The 17,492-nt window shown below is 68.8% G+C and carries 14 protein-coding genes; 7 read left to right on the top strand and 7 right to left on the bottom strand.

Translation table 11 applies throughout. The features are described from left to right. Nucleotides 1-15: 15 nt before the first annotated feature. The gene (locus tag KBY86_RS12455; RefSeq protein WP_255141284.1) at nt 16-2,469 is read right to left on the bottom strand and encodes a phosphoketolase; all 2,454 of its coding nucleotides are present in this window, start codon (nt 2,467-2,469) and stop codon (nt 16-18) included. A 392-nt stretch (nt 2,470-2,861) separates the two neighbouring features. On the opposite strand from KBY86_RS12455, the gene KBY86_RS12450 reads away from it, so the two are divergent. Continuing rightward, nucleotides 2,862-4,172, top strand: coding sequence for a cation:proton antiporter (locus KBY86_RS12450; protein ID WP_255100583.1), 1,311 nt, complete (start codon nt 2,862-2,864; stop codon nt 4,170-4,172). A 1-nt stretch (nt 4,173) separates the two neighbouring features. Here KBY86_RS12450 and KBY86_RS12445 read toward each other — a convergent pair whose 3' ends face one another. Then, nucleotides 4,174-4,470 carry a hypothetical protein gene (locus KBY86_RS12445; protein ID WP_094513766.1) on the bottom strand — a complete coding sequence of 99 codons (297 nt, stop codon included), beginning with the start codon at nt 4,468-4,470 and terminating at the stop codon, nt 4,174-4,176. A 125-nt stretch (nt 4,471-4,595) separates the two neighbouring features. Between KBY86_RS12445 and KBY86_RS12440 the strand changes: the two genes are divergently transcribed. Both KBY86_RS12440 and KBY86_RS12435 read left to right on the top strand, forming a co-directional pair. Next, a complete protein-coding gene (locus KBY86_RS12440; protein ID WP_255141328.1) occupies nt 4,596-5,483 on the top strand; it encodes an alpha/beta fold hydrolase in 888 nt (295 codons plus the stop codon). Between the two features lie 3 nt (nt 5,484-5,486). Further along, nucleotides 5,487-6,380, top strand: coding sequence for a galactose mutarotase (locus KBY86_RS12435; protein WP_255141281.1), 894 nt, complete (start codon nt 5,487-5,489; stop codon nt 6,378-6,380). Here KBY86_RS12435 and KBY86_RS12430 read toward each other — a convergent pair. Further along, on the bottom strand, nt 6,367-7,572 hold the full coding sequence (locus KBY86_RS12430) for an FAD-binding oxidoreductase (protein ID WP_255141279.1): 1,206 nt from the start codon (nt 7,570-7,572) through the stop codon (nt 6,367-6,369). The genes KBY86_RS12435 and KBY86_RS12430 overlap by 14 nt on opposite strands. A 14-nt stretch (nt 7,573-7,586) precedes the next feature. Between KBY86_RS12430 and KBY86_RS12425 the strand changes: the two genes are divergently transcribed. Continuing rightward, complete coding sequence (locus tag KBY86_RS12425; RefSeq protein ID WP_255141277.1) at nt 7,587-8,969, top strand: four-carbon acid sugar kinase family protein; 1,383 nt, start codon at nt 7,587-7,589, stop codon at nt 8,967-8,969. 242 nt (nt 8,970-9,211) lie between these two features. Here the strand turns inward: KBY86_RS12425 and KBY86_RS12420 are convergent, their stop codons facing one another. From KBY86_RS12420 to KBY86_RS12405, 4 genes are read right to left on the bottom strand one after another with little or no spacing between them, the layout of a single operon-like run. Beyond that, nucleotides 9,212-9,973 (bottom strand): amidohydrolase family protein, encoded by a 762-nt coding sequence (locus KBY86_RS12420; protein WP_255141275.1) that lies wholly within the window; start codon nt 9,971-9,973, stop codon nt 9,212-9,214. A 60-nt stretch (nt 9,974-10,033) separates the two neighbouring features. After that, nucleotides 10,034-11,386: a (Fe-S)-binding protein gene (locus KBY86_RS12415; RefSeq protein WP_255141274.1), complete on the bottom strand. Its 1,353-nt coding sequence runs from the start codon at nt 11,384-11,386 to the stop codon at nt 10,034-10,036. A gap of 5 nt (nt 11,387-11,391) precedes the next feature. Next, nucleotides 11,392-13,419 (bottom strand): acyltransferase family protein, encoded by a 2,028-nt coding sequence (locus tag KBY86_RS12410; protein ID WP_255141273.1) that lies wholly within the window; start codon nt 13,417-13,419, stop codon nt 11,392-11,394. 46 nt (nt 13,420-13,465) lie between these two features. After that, the gene (locus KBY86_RS12405; protein ID WP_255141272.1) at nt 13,466-14,911 is read right to left on the bottom strand and encodes an NADP-dependent isocitrate dehydrogenase; all 1,446 of its coding nucleotides are present in this window, start codon (nt 14,909-14,911) and stop codon (nt 13,466-13,468) included. 152 nt (nt 14,912-15,063) lie between these two features. Here KBY86_RS12405 and KBY86_RS12400 point away from each other — a divergent pair, with 152 nt between their 5' ends. The 3 genes from KBY86_RS12400 to KBY86_RS12390 all read left to right on the top strand — a co-directional run bounded on the left by KBY86_RS12400 (nt 15,064) and on the right by KBY86_RS12390 (nt 17,419). After that, a complete protein-coding gene (locus KBY86_RS12400; protein WP_094513741.1) occupies nt 15,064-15,525 on the top strand; it encodes a hypothetical protein in 462 nt (153 codons plus the stop codon). A gap of 77 nt (nt 15,526-15,602) precedes the next feature. Then, nucleotides 15,603-16,316, top strand: a complete 714-nt coding sequence (locus KBY86_RS12395; protein WP_255141271.1) for a heme oxygenase (biliverdin-producing) — start codon at nt 15,603-15,605, stop codon at nt 16,314-16,316. A 53-nt stretch (nt 16,317-16,369) separates the two neighbouring features. Further along, on the top strand, nt 16,370-17,419 hold the full coding sequence (locus KBY86_RS12390; protein ID WP_255141270.1) for a glycosyltransferase: 1,050 nt from the start codon (nt 16,370-16,372) through the stop codon (nt 17,417-17,419). Nucleotides 17,420-17,492: the final 73 nt, after the last annotated feature.

Raw genomic sequence — 17,492 nt, 5'->3', positions numbered from 1 at the left:
AGAGAAGGCGCCGGTTCAGGCGCCGGGCGCTACTGACGGGGCCGGAAGGCTCCAGCGCCAGTTGGTCACCTCGGGGGTGTCCATGCCGTGGATGTGGGCGTAGGCGCGGTGCCGCAGGATTTCCTCCTTCATCCTCTCCTTGACGTGGGCGGCCCGTGATCCCAGCGAGGGCACCCGGTCGATCACGTCGATCACCAGATTGAAGCGGTCGATCTGGTTGTTCATCGCCAGTTCCAGCGGTGTGTTGATGTTGCCCTTCTCCTTGTAGCCCCGCACGTGCATGTTGCCGTGGTTGCTGCGGTGATAGGTGAGCCGGTGAATCAGCCAGGGATAGCCGTGGAAGTTGAACAGCACGGGCTTGTCCGTTGTGAACAGGCTGTCGAAGTCGCGGTCGGAGAGCCCGTGCGGGTGCTCGCTGGGCTTGGTGAGGGCGAACAGCTTCACCACATTGATCACGCGGATCTTGAGAGTGGGAATCTGATGGCGCAGGATCTCCACCGCCGCCAGCGTTTCCTTGCTGGGGATGTCACCGGCGCAGGCCATCACCACATCAGGTTCATCCGGTGCGGTGCCGTCATCGTCGTTGCTGGCCCAGGAGACGATGCCGATCCCCTTGGCCACATGGCGCCGCGCCTGCTCCAGGGTGAAGTACTGCAGGTGCTTCTGTTTGTCGGAGACGATCACGTTGCAGACGTTGGGCTCCAGGAACGCCTCCTCCGCCACCGCCAACAGGCAGTTGGCATCGGCCGGCAGATACACCCGCACCACCTCACCGCTCTTGTTGCCGGCCAGGTCGATGAAGCCGGGATCCTGGTGGGTGAAGCCGTTGTGATCCTGGCGCCACACGGTGGAGGAGATCAGGCAGTTCCAGGGGGCGATCGGCGCCCGCCAGGGGGCGTGGTGAATGCACGATTCCAGCCACTTGGCGTGCTGGTTGAACATCGAGGCGATCACATGGGCGAAGGCCTCGTAGGTGTGGAACAGGCCATTTCGGCCGGTGAGCAGGTAGCCCTCCATCATTCCCACCAGGGTGTGCTCCGAGAGCATCTCCACCACCCGGCCGTTGCGGGCCAGTTCGCTGCCGCCGCTGTCTTCCGGAAGGATGTCCTCCATCCACACCTTCTTGCTCACCTCGTAGATCGCCTGCAGTCGGTTGGAGGCGGTCTCGTCGGGGCCGAACACGCGCATGCTGTCCGGGTTGCGGGCGATGGTGTCGCGCAGCAGCTCGCCCAGCGGCGCCGTGTTCTCATGCTCCCGCTGACCGGGGTGATCCACCGACACCTCGTAGGCCTCCATCGGCGGCAGGCGCAGCTTGCGGCGCAGCAGACCGCCATTGGCATGGGGGCTGGAGCCCATGCGCCGCTGGCCCGTGGGAGAGAGGGCCCTGAGTTCGGCCATCAAGGTGCCGCTTTCATCGAACAGCTCCTCAGGCCGATAGCTGCGCAGCCAGCTCTCCAGCATCTGCAGCTGCTCGGGGTCCTTGTTGGGGGCCGGCAGGGGCACCTGGTGCGACCGCCAGAAGCCCTCCAGCTTCTTGCCGTTCAGCTCGGTGGGGCCGGTCCAGCCCTTGGGAGAGCGCAGCACGATCATCGGCCAGGCGGGCCGGAACGCTTCGCCGCTCTGGCGCGCCTGGGCGCGGGCGCTGAGGATCTGGTCCACCGCCTCATCCATGGCGGCGGCCATCGCCTGGTGCATGGCCGCCGGCTCATGCCCTTCCACGAACAAGGGCGTCCAGCCGTAGCCGCGCATCAGGCTTTCCAGCTCGTCGCGGCTGATGCGGGCCAGCAGCGTGGGGTTGGCGATCTTGTAGCCGTTGAGGTGCAGCACCGGCAGCACGGCGCCATCGCTGATCGGGTTGAGGAACTTGTTGATGTGCCAGGAGGTGGCCAGCGGGCCGGTTTCGGCCTCGCCATCCCCCACGCAGGCCAGGGCGATCAGCTCGGGGTTGTCGAAGACGGCGCCGCAGGCGTGCGAGAGCACGTAGCCGAGTTCGCCACCCTCATGGATCGAGCCGGGGGTTTCCGGGGTGCAGTGGCTGCCGATGTGGCCGGGAAAGGAGAACTGCTTGAAGAAGCTGCGCAGCCCTTGGGCGTCCTGGGACTTGTCGGGATAGATCTCGCTGTAGCTGCCGTCGAGGTAGGTGGGGCCCAGCACGCCGGGGGCGCCATGGCCTGGCCCCGACAGGTAGATCATCTCCAGATCGTGGGCGCGGATCAGGCGGTTGGCGTGGGCCCAGATGAACGCCTGGCCCGGGCTGGAGCCCCAGTGCCCCAGCAGCCGGTTCTTGATGTGCTCGTGCTTGAGCGGCTCGCGCAGCAGCGGGTTGGCCTGCAGGTAGATCATTCCCACCGCCAGGTAGTTGGCGGCGCGCCACCAGGCATCCAGCCGCTGCAGTTCGACGGCGTCAAGCGGGGCCTGGGTCCCTGTCTCCTGGGTCTGGCCAGCGCTGCTGGCCGAGGTGATCGTCATGGGAGCGGGTGGCGAAGGGCGTAGAGCGGGCTCGGGGAGCACCCGGAACCGTAGGCACGGTGCGGAGCCAGGACGGTCGGCTGCAGCACGCGGGCCGTCCCTGCTCATGGACAGGCTGTTCAAGCACCGCCGTGGCCGCAAGCCCGCTCGCCCCTGGATGGGCGTTCCCTCACCCCCGCGCAGCCGCCGGGGCCGCCGCTGCGCTCGCCCTTCGCGGCTTCGCCCAGGCGCACTCCCACCGCCCCCTTGCGGGGCCGAACGCTGCAATCCGTCGGCTCGGTTTTCAGTCAGCTCAGCAGGATTCCCATTAAGGTCCAACGCACTTTGCTGCTCCCCGCTGGGGAACGACCTCCACACCAATGATCTCGTCTGTTCCTCAGTTGTTGCTCCAGATGGGCTCCCATGAGATGGAGGTGGCTTCCACCTTGATCTCGGTGGGGCGGATCCTGCTGATCTTCGTGGCGGCCCGTGCGCTCGCCGAAGTGATGGTGCGCTTGCAGCTCCCCACGATCCTCGGCGAGCTGCTGGCCGGTGTGCTGATCGGCTTCTCCGGCCTCCATTTCATCCTTCCCCCCGAAACCGGAGCGCAGCTGAACGGCACGCTGCTGAATCTGGTCAGCTCACTGTCGGATGTCACTCCCGACGTGGTGCAGTCGATCTACAACTCCACGTTCCCGAACCTGGAATCGCTCGCCACGCTCGGCCTGTTCGCGCTGTTGTTCCTCACCGGCCTCGAGAGTGAACTCGATGAGCTGGTGGCGGTGGGCCTGCAGGCCAGCACCGTGGCCGTGACCGGCGTGGTGGTGCCCTTCGCGCTCGGCACGCTCGGACTCCTCTATTTCTTCCATCTCCCATTGATCCCGGCGGTGTTTGCGGGTGCGGCGATGACCGCCACCAGCATCGGCATCACCGCGAGTGTGTTCGGCGAACTCAAATATCTGCGCACCAAGGAAGGTCAGATCGTGATCGGCGCCGCCGTGCTCGACGACATCCTCGGCATCGTGATCCTGGCGGTGGTGGTGGCCCTGGCCGGTGGCGGCGCTCTCGAGATCGGCCCGATCATCAAGCTGCTGGTGGCCGCGGCGGTGTTCGTGGCGGCATCCCTGTTCCTCAGCCGCACGGCTGCCCCGCTGTTCGACTGGGTGCTGGACCAGCTCAAGGCCCCCGGTGAAGTGGTGGTGGCCTCCTTCGTGGTGCTCTGCCTCTGCTGCTTCGCAGCCCAGGCCATCGGCCTCGAAGCGGCCCTCGGTGCCTTCGCCGCCGGCCTGATCCTGAGCAGCTCCAAGCACACCCATCTGATCCAGGACACGGTGAAGCCGCTGGTGGCCCTGTTCGCCACCATCTTCTTCGTGCTGATCGGCACGAGCATGGACCTGTCGGTGCTCAACCCGATGGACCCCAGCAACCGCGAAGGCCTGGTGGTGGCCGCCTTCCTGCTCACCGTGGCGATCCTCGGCAAGCTGGTGTCCGGCTGGAGCTACCTCAGCAAGGAGAAAACCAACCGGCTGGTGGTGGGTCTGGGGATGATGCCCCGCGGCGAAGTGGGCCTGATCTTCCTCGGCCTCGGCACCCAGGCCAAGCTGCTCAACCCTGCGCTGGAGGCCGCCATCCTGATCATGGTGATCGGCACCACCTTCCTGGCGCCGCTGCTGCTGCGCCTAGTGCTCGGAGGCAAGGAAGCACCGGCCGAACAGCCGGCCTGACTCACTCGGAATCGCGGCGGCTGGCCAGCCCCCAGAAGGCTCCGGCCAGCACCGCCATCAGCCCGAGGCTGGCCGCCCAGCTCGGGCTGAGCGCCCAGCTCAGGCCCAGCTGGGTGATTCCCCCCACAACCAGGGCCAGCAGCAGGCTGCTCACCACCAGGGCCAGCTGGCGCAGGCCTTCGTTCAGCGGCCCGTCGGCCAGTGCTTCCTCGAAGCGCGCCAGCGGCACCGTCAGCGGCAGGTAGAGCGCCAGCGCCCACAGCGCCCCCCCCGACAGCAGGCTGGACCAGTCGCGCACGGAGCGGGCCGCTCAAACTGCTCCCTAGCATCGGCCACCGAGGCAGGCTTCCGGTGATCCCTTCAAGCGCAGCACCCAGCGCAGAGCCCGGCACCGCCGTGGTGCCGGCTACCCCTTCCCCCGCCATTCCCTGCCCAGAGCCCTGCGCGCAGCCCTGGACCTACCTGGGCCATGCCGTGCACGCGGTGCGGGCCGCCCCCGCAGAGCCGGTGGGGCCGGCCTTCCTGCTGGTGCACGGCTTCGGTGCTTCCACCGACCACTGGCGCTACAACATTCCGGCCCTGGCGGCACGGCACGAGGTGCATGCCATCGACCTGCTGGGCTTCGGCCGCAGTGCCAAGCCCGGCGAGCTGCGTTATGGCGGGGCGCTCTGGCGCGACCAGCTGGCCGCCTACGTGCACGAACGCATCGGCCGCCCCACCGTGCTGGTGGGCAACTCCCTCGGCGGCTTTGCCGTGCTGGCCGCCGGTGTGGCGCTGGGCCCCGACGCCGCCGGTGTGGTGCTGATCAATGCGGCCGGCCCCTTCAGCGACGAGCAGGCGCCTCCCCAGGGCTGGGGGGCGATCGCGCGGCGCACGATCGGGGGAGCGCTGCTGCGCAGCCCGGTGCTGCAGCGGCTGCTGTTCGAAAACCTGCGCCGCCGCTCCACGATCCGCCGCACCCTCCATCAGGTGTACATCGATCGCACCAACGTCGATGAGGCGCTGGTGGAATCGATCCTGCGCCCCTCGCGCGACCCGGGCGCTTTCGGGGTGTTCCGCACCGTGTTCGACATCCCGAGCGGTCAGCCGCTCGATGAGCTGTTCGCCGCCCTCACCGCCCCGCTCCTCCTGCTCTGGGGCATCCGCGACCCCTGGATCAATGCCGTGGGCCGCCGCGCCGCCTTCCAGCGCCACGCCCCCGCCGGCACCGCCGAGGTGGTGCTCGACGCCGGCCACTGCCCCCACGATGAGGTGCCCGATCAGGTGAACGCCGCCCTGCTGGAGTGGGTGGCCGGCCTGCCGAGCGCCTGAGCCATGCCCCTCCTGCAACGAACCCTTCCCTATCCCCACTGGGAGTACAGAGCTCCGGGCAACTCCGACGCTCCGGGCAGCCCCGACCTGCTGCGCCTGGTGCCTGAGCGGGGCGGCCTGCTCACCGGCTGGCGTTGCAATGGCCGCGAGCTGCTGTATCTCGATGCGGAGCGTTTTGCCGATCCCGCCCTCTCGGTGCGGGGGGGAATGCCGGTGCTGTTTCCGATCTGCGGCAACCTGCCGGGCGATCAGTTGCCGTTGCCGGAGGGCAGCTTCACCCTGCGTCAGCACGGCTTCGCCCGGGATCTGCCCTGGCAGCTGCGCGCCCTGCCCCAGGAGGCGGGGGTGGAACTCGAGCTGCGCGACAGCCCTGCCACCCTGGCGGCCTTTCCGTTCCCTTTCTGCCTGCGGCTGCAGCTGCGCCTTGAGCCTGCTGCCCTGGCGATCACGGCGGTGCTGGAGAACAGCGGCAGCCGGCCGCTGCCCTTCAGCTTCGGCCTGCACCCCTATTTCAATGTGTCGGCGCTGCCGGCGCCAGACGGCGGCAACGCCGCGGTGCACCTGGAAGGGCTGCCGGAGCGCTGCTTCAACCATCAGGTGATGGCGGAGGCGGACACCGCCGCCACACTCGCGCCGCTGGCCGCTGGGGTGGACCTGCTGGCGCGGCCCGAGGGGCCGGTGCGGCTGGTGGATCCGGCTGCCGGGCTGGCGCTGGAGCTGCAACCCTTCGCCCCCTTTGACCTGGCCGTGGTGTGGACCGATCCGCCCCGGCCGATGGTGTGCCTGGAGCCCTGGACCGGCCCACGCGGCGCACTGGTGAGCGGCGACCGGCGGCTGGAGGTGGCAGTCGGCGCGAGCTGCACGCTGCTGAGCCGCTACGCGCTCAGGCCGCTCTGACGCCCGGCAGGCGCCCGCGGGCCAGTTGCTGCCTGGGGTCGAACTGGCGCTTGACCGCCTGGATCATCGCCACGGCAGGGGCGTCCTCCCAGGCGGGCACGGTGCTGTCGCTGGGTTGCTGCAGCACCGTGAGCTGGCCGCCCAGCTCCTGGCAGCGCCGCCGCAGTGCTTCCACCCGGTAGGCCGGCAGGGCCGCCGCCGCCGACCACGCGTAGCCGAGGCCGCTGCCGGCCCCCAGGGCCAGCGGCAGGCCGGCGACGGAGCGATCCGCCAGCAGCGCCGCGGTGTGGCTGGGCAGCACACCCGGCCGCAGCAGCCAGAGCGACTCGTCTGCGCCGGATACCGGTTGCGGCTGCTGGCCGCCGAGCCCCAGCACGCGCAGGGCCTCCAGCCGTTCGGGATCGAGCGGCAGCCCCTTGAGTGCGTGGCTGTCGGCCTGGGCGCGCAGGGTGACGAGCTGGTCGTCCAGGGCCTCGCTGCTCACACTGGCCAGGGCCAGCAGCAGGGAGGGCTGGGCTTCGGCTCCGGCCTGCTCCGCCAGGGCACTGCTCCACCAGTCGATCAGTTCGGGGGTGAGGCTGGAGCGCAGCAGCCACTGGCGCAGGCGCTCCAGCCCCTCCAGCGGCCCCTGCACCAGCAGCCCACGCCGTTGCGGCGGCAGCGGGAAGGTGCGCAGGGTGAGTTCGGTGATCAGGCCGAGCGCGCCCCAGCTGCCCGTGAACAGGCGCATCAGGTCGTAGCCGGCCACGTTCTTCACCACCCGGCCGCCGGCGTGGGCGGCCACACCATCGGCGCGCAGCAGGCCGATGCCGATCACCTGATCGCGCACACCCAGGTAGCGCTGGCGCAGGCCGCCGCCGAGCCCCCGTGCCACCAGCCCGCCCACGCTGCCGGCCCCTTCGCCGTTGGCGCCTGTGCCCCAGGGCCAGTCGACGGCGAGCCACTGGTTGCGCGCGCGCAGGGCCTCCTGCAGCTCACGCAGCGGCAGCCCCGCCTCCACGGTCACGGTGAAATCGCCGCTGGCGTGGTCGAGCAGGCGGTTCAGGCGCGCCACGCTCAGCACCGTGTCGGTGTGCCGCACCGGCGGGCCCCAGCCCAGGCGGCTGCCCGTGCCGGCAGGCAGCCACGGCGTGCCGGCGGCATGCAGCTGCCGCACGAGGTCGGGCAGCTCGTGGGACGCGGGAGTGATCACGGCACGATGGTGCCATGGCCGCCCCGCCCCCCCCACCCGCGCCCCCGTTCAAGTTGGTCGTTTTCGACGACGATCCCACCGGCTCGCAGACGGTGCATGGCTGCCTGCTGCTGCTCCGCTGGGATCCGGACACCCTGCTGAGCGCCCTGCGCGACCCGTCACCGCTGCTGTTCCTGCTCACCGACACCCGTGCCCTGGAGCCGGAGCCGGCGGCCGATCGGGTGCGCCAGATCTGCCGGGCGCTGCGGCCGGCGCTGGCGGCGGCCGGCATCGATCGCTGGCTGGTGGTGAGCCGTGGCGACTCCACCCTGCGGGGGCACACGCCGCTGGAGGCGGAGCTGATCGCCGCGGAGCTGGGCCCCTTCGACGCCACCCTGCTGGTGCCCGCCTTCCTGGAAGGGGGGCGCACCACGGTGGGGGGCTGCCATCTGCTGCACGGCGAGCCGGTGCATCGCACGCCCTTTGCCCGTGATCGCCGCTTCGGCTACGGCACCAGCGTGCTGCGTGACTGGCTGGCCGAGAAGAGCGGCGGGCGGCTGCTGGCCGCGGCGGTGCAGCAGATCGGCCTGGACGAACTGGAGCCGGCCGGCCGTGAGGTGTTGATCCAGCGGTTGCGCGGGCTGTCGGGTAACCCCTGGGTGGTGGTGGATGCGGAGCGTCCGCAGCAGCTGCAGGTGCTGGGAGAGGCGGTGCGCGCCGTGGTGCAGCCCCCGGCGGGCCAACGGCTGCTGCGGCTGCTGTTCCAGTCGGCCGCCAGCCTGCTGAACGCCCTGGTGGACTTGCCGCCGCAGCCCCTGAACCCGGCGGCCCTGGCCGACCTGCGCCGGCGCGCGGCCTCGGGCCCCCTGCCGGGGCTGGTGCTGGTGGGATCGCACGTGCCGCTGGCCGATGCCCAGTTGGAGCGGTTGCTGGCGGCGCCGGGTTGCGTAGGCGTGGAGATCCCGGTGGCCCGTGTGGCGCGGGTGCTGGAAGGCCCCCTGCCCGACCATTTGCTGCCCTCACTGGAAGCGGCCTGGCTGGCACAGCTGCGCGCCGTGCTGGCCAGCGGCCGCACCCCGGTGCTGTTCACCAGCCGGGGGGAGCTGGTCTGCCGCCATGCCGAGGAGCGGCGGCGGCTGGGCCTGGCCCTGGCGGTGGCGATGGCCCGGCTGGGGGGCGCGCTGGCGCCGCAGCTGGGGTACCTGATCAGCAAGGGGGGCATCACCAGCCAGACCCTGCTGGCCGAAGGGCTGGGCCTCAGCCAGGTGCGGCTGGAGGGTCAGCTGCTGCCTGGGCTGTCGATGCTGCGCACGGGCGCGGAGCACGAAACCGCGCCGCTGCTGCCGGTGCTCACCTTTCCCGGCAATCTGGGCCAGGCGGACACGCTGCTGCAGGCCTGGGAGCAGATGGAGCAGTGATCGCCTGCATCACCAGCTGCCGCCTGCCGCGCATCGGCGGCCACCTCTGCTGACGCCAGGTTCAGCAGGGCGTTGGCGACAGCCAGCAGACGGGCAGCAGGGGGCACTGGCTTGGGGAGCGGGCTCCCTGGCCATGTTGTTCCAGGAACCAGGAACCAGGAACCAGGAACCAGGAACCAGGAACCCTGAAGGTTGCTGTTTGGAACCCGGGTGTGGTGTTTGGCGCTGAGGTGAGGCTGAGTTCAGACCGATGGCGCGGGCAGCCGGTAGAAGGAGGCCGCATTGCTCCACAGGACCTTCTGTGCTGCCGGCTCGCCCAGGGTGTCGATCAGCAGAGTGAGGTCGCTGGGGTGGAACGGCCGCGGCGCCCGCGTGGACGGCAGGTCGGTGCCGAACATCAGGGCCTGGGGATTGGCGGCGTGCAGGGCGCGCAGGGCCTCGGCCACCGGCAGCTCCACCCGGGAGAAGCCGCTGGCTTTCACGCGCACGCCCTGCTCGGCGAGCTGCAGCAGCGTGGCAAAGCCGTCGCGCGAGAGGCCGAGGTGATCGATGCTCACCGCCGGCAGCCGCCGCAGCAACGGCTGCAGGGCCGCCAGCTCACGCGACTCCACATACAGCTCCACAGGCCAGCCCACCAGCGCATGCAGGCGCAGCGCCAGCGCCTCCAGGTGCTGCACGCGTTCTGAGCCCCCACGCCGCAGGTTGAAGCGCACGGCCCGCACGCCCCTGGCGTGGAGCGCGAGGATCTCGGCATCGGTGGCCTGGGCCGACAGCTGGATCACACCCACGAAGCCAGGGCCCAGTTGCTGCAGGGCACTGAGCAGATGGCGTTGACCGAAACCCTGGAAGGAGCCTGATACCACCGCCCCTGCCGTGATTCCCAGGACCTCGGTGCTGCGGCAGTAGTCGGCGACGGTGAAGGGCTCGGGCAGAAAGCCGTGGTTCGGCAGCAGCGGAAAGGCTGGATCGATGATGTGGAAGTGAGCATCGAAGCGGTGGTGCATCACGCTCCGCGTCGTGTTGGTGCCTGGCGCTCCGCTGCGCCGTTCCCTGCTTCTGGCCGCTCAAGCCGGCCGGTCGGATCCGCCATCCAGGCTCATGGCCAGCAGCTGCACCGGATGCAGCACCGCCAGCGGCCGCGGCGCGCTCTCCATATGCTGCCGGATCTGCAGCGTGCAGCCGATGTTGGCGCTCACCGCCAGGTCGGCGCCGGTGCTGCTCAGGTCGGTGGCTTTGAGGCGGCCCAGCTCGGCGGCTTCCACGGGTTGCACCAGGTTGTAGATACCGGCGCTGCCGCAGCACACCCCCGCTTCTGTGGCCTCCAGCAGCCGCAGGTGAGGGATCTGGCGCAGCAGCGCCCGGGGCTGTTCGCGCAGCCCCTGGCCGTGCAGCATGTGGCAGGCATCGTGATAAGCGAGCCGCAGCGGACGCTCGGCGCTGGCGCGGCTGCCGTCGCTGTGGCGCAGCGGCTGCAACCGCTGGCGCACCGCTTCGCTCAACCCCACCCGCTGCAGGAATTCCTGGATGTCCGCCACACGGCCGCCGAAGGCGCTGCCGCGCGCGGCCCAGGCCGGATCACCGGCCAGCAGGCGGCCGTAGGCCTTGAGCGTGTGGCCACAGCCGGAGGCCGCCACCAGCACCGCATCGAGCGGTTCGGCGCCCGCCGGCTTGCCCGGGCCGATCACGGCGTCGAAGGCGTCGATCAAGGCTGCGGCCAGGGCATGGGTCTGGGCCTCTTCCCCCTGGTGATGGGTGACGGCGCCGCAGCAGCCCTGGGCCGGCGGGATCACCACCTCGATGCCGTTGGCGCTCAGCACCTGCACCGCCGCCCGGTTCACGGCCGGCTCGAACAACCGCTGCACGCAGCCCAGCACGAGGCCCACGCGGTAGCGCCGCTCGCCCTGGGCCGGGGTTACCACCGGCAGCGGATCGGTGAACGACTCCTCGGCCAGCGGCGGCAGCAGCCGCTCCATTGCCGCCAGCCCGGGCCCGAACAGGCGGGTGAGGCCGCTGCGCCGGGCCAGCCGTTGCAGCGGTGTGCCGGCATAGAGCCGCAGCGGCTGCAGTACGGCCCGCAGCCGCTGGGGATAGGGCAGCAACTGGAACAGCAGCCTGCGGAAGGCCCACTGGCCGCCGCTGCGCAGCTCCGGGGCGTTGAGTTTCGGGCGGGTGGCCTCGATCAGTTGGTCGTAGCGGACACCGGCCGGGCAGGCGCTCACGCAGGCGAGGCAGCCCAGGCAGGAATCGAAGTGGCTCGCCACGGTGGCATCCAGCGCCAGCTCACCGGCATTGATCGCCTTGAGCATGTGGATACGCCCCCGCGGTGAATCCATCTCCGTGCCCAGCACCCGGTAGCTGGCGCAGGTGGGCAGGCAGAAACCGCAGTGGATGCAGGGATCGGTGACTGGAGAAGGCATGGCACTCAGTCTGCCCGGCTCAGGGCTTCCAGGACCGGCTGCTTCAGTCGCCGAACCGCCGCGGCGGTGAGATGGTCGTCGTCGGCCAGCTGCCACTTCAGATCGTCGAGGGAGCAGCCCTTCGGGCAGATCCACGGCATCGGATCGATGAAGCCCACGCGGTCAGGGAGATTGCGGCTCAGTTGAACGTTGATCGTCCTGGTGGAGGTGGCATCCTCTCGCAGGGTGTTCAGGCAGGGCTCGCTCCATCGAGCGGGGCGGAACCACTCCGGCAGACAGAGCTCCCGTCCGATCAGCCTCGGACCGGCCCCGATCAGGGCGACCTGCAGCCCATTGGCACCAGCCCTGTCTGAAAAGGCATCCAGCGCCTTCATGTAAAGCGCCGTCTTCGCTTCGGTGCCCCGCACCGGCTGTCCGGTTCGATCCAGGAAATGGTCACGGGTGGCCCGCAGGCCGCTGCCCAGGTGACTGAGCTGATAGCCCGCGATCAGAACGCCATCTCCGGGTCGGCTGGTGGCGAGGATCCGGGAAGCAACCTGATCCTGGAAGCGCTCACAGCCAGGATCCAGATGGCCGAATGCGGTGGCCGGGAACGGGCAGCCGGCTTTGGTGAGCAGTGTGATTCCGGCGCCCTCCCGGTGGAGCTCGGCGGCCAGGGGAATCAAGGCAGTGGCATGGCTGTCACCGACCACGAAGATGGTCCGACCTTGGGCTGCGCCCTGGGGCGCGGACTCGACCGAGCAGGTCCTGGCCTTGGCATCGATCTGAGGGCGATCGAGCACATCGTTTCGATCGATCAGACAGGCCGTTGAGGTGATGGTCGTGCCGGCAATGCGCTGGTTCCGCCGTTCCTCGGACAACGTGGCCGGCCGCTGGCCGAGATAAAGATGGGGTCCGAGCCCTCCGCCGATCAGCAACAGCAGCATGGTTGCGGCGGCGGCGTTGATTCCGACTCCGATCAGGATGGTCTGTTGGTTGGTGGGGGCCCATGGCTTCGAACCGAAGGGGGTTTCAAGCGTCCGGTAGGACAGTTCTGCCAGCCCCAGGATCAGCAGCAACTGAAACGGCACACTCCAGGCGTGGATGCCGATCGTCCAGCGGCTGAGCACGATGACGCTCCAGTGCCACAGGTAGAGCGAGTACGAAATCTGGCCGATGCGGAGCACCGGGGGGCACGTGAGGAGCCGGCCGAGCAAGGAACGTCCCCGCAGGGTTCGGATCAGCGCGCAGGTTGCCGCCACGCTGACCAGCATCGGGATCGAACTGGAACCCTGGGGCGCCAGGGTCACGCCGACCAGAGCCAGGAAGGCCCCCCAAGCCAGCCCGTCGCGAAGGGGGGCCTGTCCGGGTTCCCCCTGCGGATCCTCCCCGTTCGCAGTCAGCAGACAACCCACCGCCAACTCCCAGACCCTCGGCCCCGTGAGGAAGTAGGCGGCGGATGAATCGACCTGCCGCATCTGCAGAAACAGGATCAGTGACAGCACGGCCACCAGGGCCATCCCCAGGCGAAACCGCCTTCGCCCCGCTCCCCCGGCTCTGCCCAGTCCGAGCTGCCAGGCAGCCAGCGGAAACACCAGATAAAACTGATAATCCACACCCAGGAACCAGGTCTGGGTGAAGCTGTTGAGCTGGGCGCTGGTGCCGAAGTAATCGGTGGCCTGCTGGTGCAGGAACACGTTCGAGGCCCCCGCCAGCGCAAGAAGCCCTGTCCACAGGGAGGCCGCCGGATCAGGAACCACCAGGCAGGTCAGCAAGGCGGTGACGACGACACAAGCGCTCAGAGCCGGGACCAGTCGCTGGATGCGTCGGCGGTAGAAGCCGGCCAGGAAGGCTCCGCGGCTGTCGGCCGTTGGCCTGTGCTCCAGCGATCGGGTGATCACGTAGCCAGAGATCACAAAGAAAACGTCAACCCCGACATAGCCGCTCGGCAGCAGGGACTTGTTCAGGTGGTTGACGATGACGGCAACGATGGCGACGGCTCTGAGGCCGTCGATCTCGGCTCTGCGAGCGATCTGATGGGGGGGGGTACGCATCCCCCCGATTGTCCTCGGCCGCACCCCTGCCCGGAATCTCCGGGCTTCAGCCGCCGAAGTGGCGCACCACGGCCTCGGCGAAGCCGGAGCAGCTCACCGGATCCACCCGCGGTTCCATCAGCCGGGCCAGGTCGTAGGTGACCTCCCCATTGGCGATCGCGGCGCTGATCCCCGCAGTGATCAGATCGGCCGCTTCCTGCCAGCCCATGTACTCGAGCATCATCACGCCGCTGAGGATCACCGAGCCCGGGTTGATCCGATCCAGCCCCGCATGCTTGGGCGCGGTGCCGTGGGTGGCTTCGAAGATGGCGGCGTTGTCGCCGATGTTCGCCCCCGGTGCCATGCCCAGGCCGCCCACCACAGCCGCCGCTGCATCGGAGATGTAATCGCCGTTGAGGTTGAGGGTGCAGAGCACCGAATACTCCTGGGGCCGGGTCTGGATCTGCTGGAAGATGCTGTCGGCGATACGGTCGTCGACGAGCACCATGCTCTTCCACTTGCCATAGCCGTGGCTCTCGCCGATGCTGTCGAGCACCCCTTTCACTTCCGCGTCCACCGCCGCTTTCTTCTCGGGGGTGAGACTGTCGTAGCCGGGTTCGATCAGGCGGGCGTTGTCTTCGACGCTGAGGCCGTGGTTGTGCTCCAGGTTGCCCAGGATCCAGCTTTCCCGCTCGGTCACGCACTGGTCGCGGAATTCGCTGGTGGCCAGCTCGTAGCCCCAGTCCCGGAAGGCCCCTTCCGTGAACTTCATGATGTTGCCCTTGTGCACCAGGGTGACGTGGCGCTTGGCGCCCTCCAGCCCCAGGGCGTGCTGGATCGCCTTGCGCACGTGGCGCTGGGTGCCCGCCTTGCTCACCGGCTTGATGCCGATGCCGGCCCCTTCCGGGATGCGGCGCTTGCCGAGCTTGCCGTTGGCCGGAATCACCGTGTCGTTGAGGTGGGCGATCAGCTCCACGCACACCGGATCGGTGGCTTCCCACTCGATCCCCATGTAGATGTCTTCGGTGTTCTCCCTGTACACCACCACATCGAGGTCCTGGGGCCGCTTGTGGGGGCTGGGGGTGCCTTCGTAGTAGCGGCAGGGGCGTACGCAGCAGTAGAGGTCGAAGATCTGGCGCAGGGCCACGTTCAGCGAACGGATGCCACCGCCGATCGGTGTGGTGAGCGGGCCCTTGATCGCCACGCCGAACTGCTCGATCGCGGTGAGCGTGTCCTGCGGCAGGTATTGATAGGTGCCGTAGAGCTCGCAGGCCTCATCGCCGGCGTACACCTTGAACCACTCGATGCGCCGCTCCCCCCCGTAGGCCTTGGCCACGGCCGCATCCAGCACCCGCTGGGTGGCGGGCCAGATGTCCACGCCGGTGCCGTCGCCGCGGATGAAGGGGATGATCGGGTCGGAGGGCACCACCGGAAGGCCGTTCTCGAAGCGGATCGCCGTGCCGTTTTCGGGCGGGGTGAGCTTTTCGTAGGACGGAGCGGACAGGGTCACCATCGGCGGCAGGAGGGGGGAAACGGCGCGACCGACGGCGGTCCGTGGTCGTGGTGCCGGCCCGCTGCCGCAGCCTCCCTCGGGAAACTCCAGCATGGGTCGGCCCGCGGAGCCTAGGTTCCGTTCCATCCGCTGTTCTGCTCAGGGGAAACGCCATGAATGCGGCAGACCTGGCCCGAAGTCCGGAGATGGCCCACGCCATCGCCTCCGCCGCCGCCCTGTTCCGGCGCCATTTCCCTGATGCCCGCGCCAATCTCACCCCCTGGCGCGACGACCCCGACACCCGCCGCTTCGAGGAGCAGGCCTCGGTGGACCTGGCCTTCCACTTCCCCGGCTGGAGCCCCCGCCTGCAGTGCCGCAGCCTGCTGATGCAGCTGCGCCTCGCCGAGGCTCCGGTCGCCGGTGGCGGCGGCACCCCGCGGCTGCTGGGGGTGCTGCTCAGCGGCATGACCTTCCAGGGCGAGCAGTGGCGGCTCGCCACCGTGGGCGACTGGGAAGCGAGTGGGGTGAACCTGCCCCAGCCCGAGGTGGCGGAGAAGCTGCGGCTCGTCTGCCGCGACCTGTTCGCCCTGCTGGGCGAGGGGCCAGCCGCCGCCGCCAGCGACGAGGCCGCTTAACCCTTCGCAACCTGAGCCGCCCGTGCCGGCAGCACGGCCCTAACTTGTTGGCCACGACCTACGGCACACCGGCTTCTATGGCTGTCGCCCTTGCTTCACAGTTGCGCGAAGGCACCAAAAAGGCGCACACGATGGCCGAGAACACCGGCTTCGTCACCTGCTTCCTCAAAGGGGTGGTCGACAAGATCAGCTACCGCAAGCTGGTCGCCGACCTCTACTTCGTGTACAGCGCGATGGAGGAAGAGATCGGCGCCCTCAAGTCTCACCCGGTGGTGGGGCCTATCGCCCACGACGCCCTCAACCGCCGCAGCGCTCTTGAGGCTGATCTTGCCTTCTACTTCGGCGCCGGCTGGCGTCAGCAGGTGCAGCCCACTCCGGGCGCCCAGAAGTACGTGGAACGCCTTCATCAGGTGGCCAAAGAATCCCCCGAGCTGCTGGTGGGTCACCACTACACCCGCTACATCGGCGACCTTTCCGGCGGCCAGATCCTCAAGAACATCGCTCAGAAAGCGATGAACCTGGGCGAACACGATGGCCTGCGGTTCTACGAATTCGATGCCATCCCCGATGAGAAGGCCTTCAAGGCCAGCTATCGCCAAAGCCTCGATCAGTTGCCGATCGATCAAGCCACGGCCGATCGCATCGTGGAGGAGGCCAACCACGCCTTCCACCTCAACATGGTGATGTTCCAGGAGTTGGAAGGCAACCTGGTGGCCGCCATCGGCAAGGTGCTGTTCGGCTTCCTCACCCGGCGCCAGCGCACCGGCAGCACCGAGGCCGTCGCCGCCTGAGCCGGCACCGGCCCTCCCCTGCGCCAGAGTCAGCGGCGGCTGCCAGATCGCCTTTGCGCCCCCTTCGCTTCCTTGTGCCCGGCACCAGCGGTCGCTTCCGCTGTGGCGGTCTTCAGGTTGAACTGCAAACGGCCCGCCTCACCGCTTCAATCGTGCCCACGGAGGTGGTCACCTATCGGCGAAAGGAACCCGGGAGGCCTTATCTGGCCGATCTGCTTCGCCAGGAGCGAGCACCCGGTTCGGCGCTTTGGATCGTGAGCTGGGGGTTTGACGTGCCCAGGCAGCTGCGTCTGCTACGGGGTCGGGCGGTGGCGTATCACGCCCATAGCACTGGGTATGGCTTTGATTTGCCCGCTGGCGTGCCGGTGTTGGCGGTGAGCCGCAACACGCTCGGGTACTGGGGAAATCGGGCGCCACGCAACCCGCTGTTTCTGGTGCCAAATGCCATTGATGCAAGCTGGGGGGACGACGACAGAGTCGCCGATCCGGCCCTGGTGGCCCGGCGCCCTATTGATGTGCTGGTGCAGGCTCGCAAGAGCAGCGCCTACGTGCTGCAGCAACTGGTGCCGGCCTTGCGGGCCCAAGGCCTCCGGGTTGAGGTGCAGAGCGGCTGGGTCGACGACCTGGTGGGCTTGTTCCGCTCCGCCAAGGTGTATCTCTACGACTCGGCCGATTACTGGCGCAGCGAAGGGCTCAGCGAGGGCTTCGGACTTCCACCACTGGAGGCACTTGCCAGTGGCTGTGTGGTGTTCAGCAGTGTCAACCATGCCCTGGCTGACTTCCTTGACCCGGGGGCGGTTGGCCACCAGATCGGCTTTGGCACACTCCAGGCCGACCTAGAGCGAATCATTGCTGCGGCTGCTGATCCGGGCCGTTGGCAGGCAGACCCCGCCCAATGCAACAGGCTGTTGTCCATGTTCTCGGAGCAGGAACTGAGGTACCGCTGGGCAGAGGCCCTCAAGTCCATCGACCAGCATTGGGACCGGCTGTCATCCCTCACTCCGCCGCTGCGGAATCCTTCGCCCGCGAGCCTGGAAGCCATGAGGATCCTCTCCAAGCTGCGCAGCCTCACAAGCCGCTGGCGTGGACGATCGGTTCTGTGACTGGCTTGGACGCAGGCACCCTGTCGGATGTGACCGATAAGGTTATCGGGCCATTGAGCAGAGTCTTCGATTT

Origin of the sequence: Synechococcus sp. Lug-A, from assembly GCF_024345655.1 — a bacterium.
GTDB lineage: Bacteria > Cyanobacteriota > Cyanobacteriia > PCC-6307 > Cyanobiaceae > MW101C3.
Note: the sequence above shows the minus strand (reverse complement) of the source record. Positions and strands in the feature narration are given on the sequence as shown.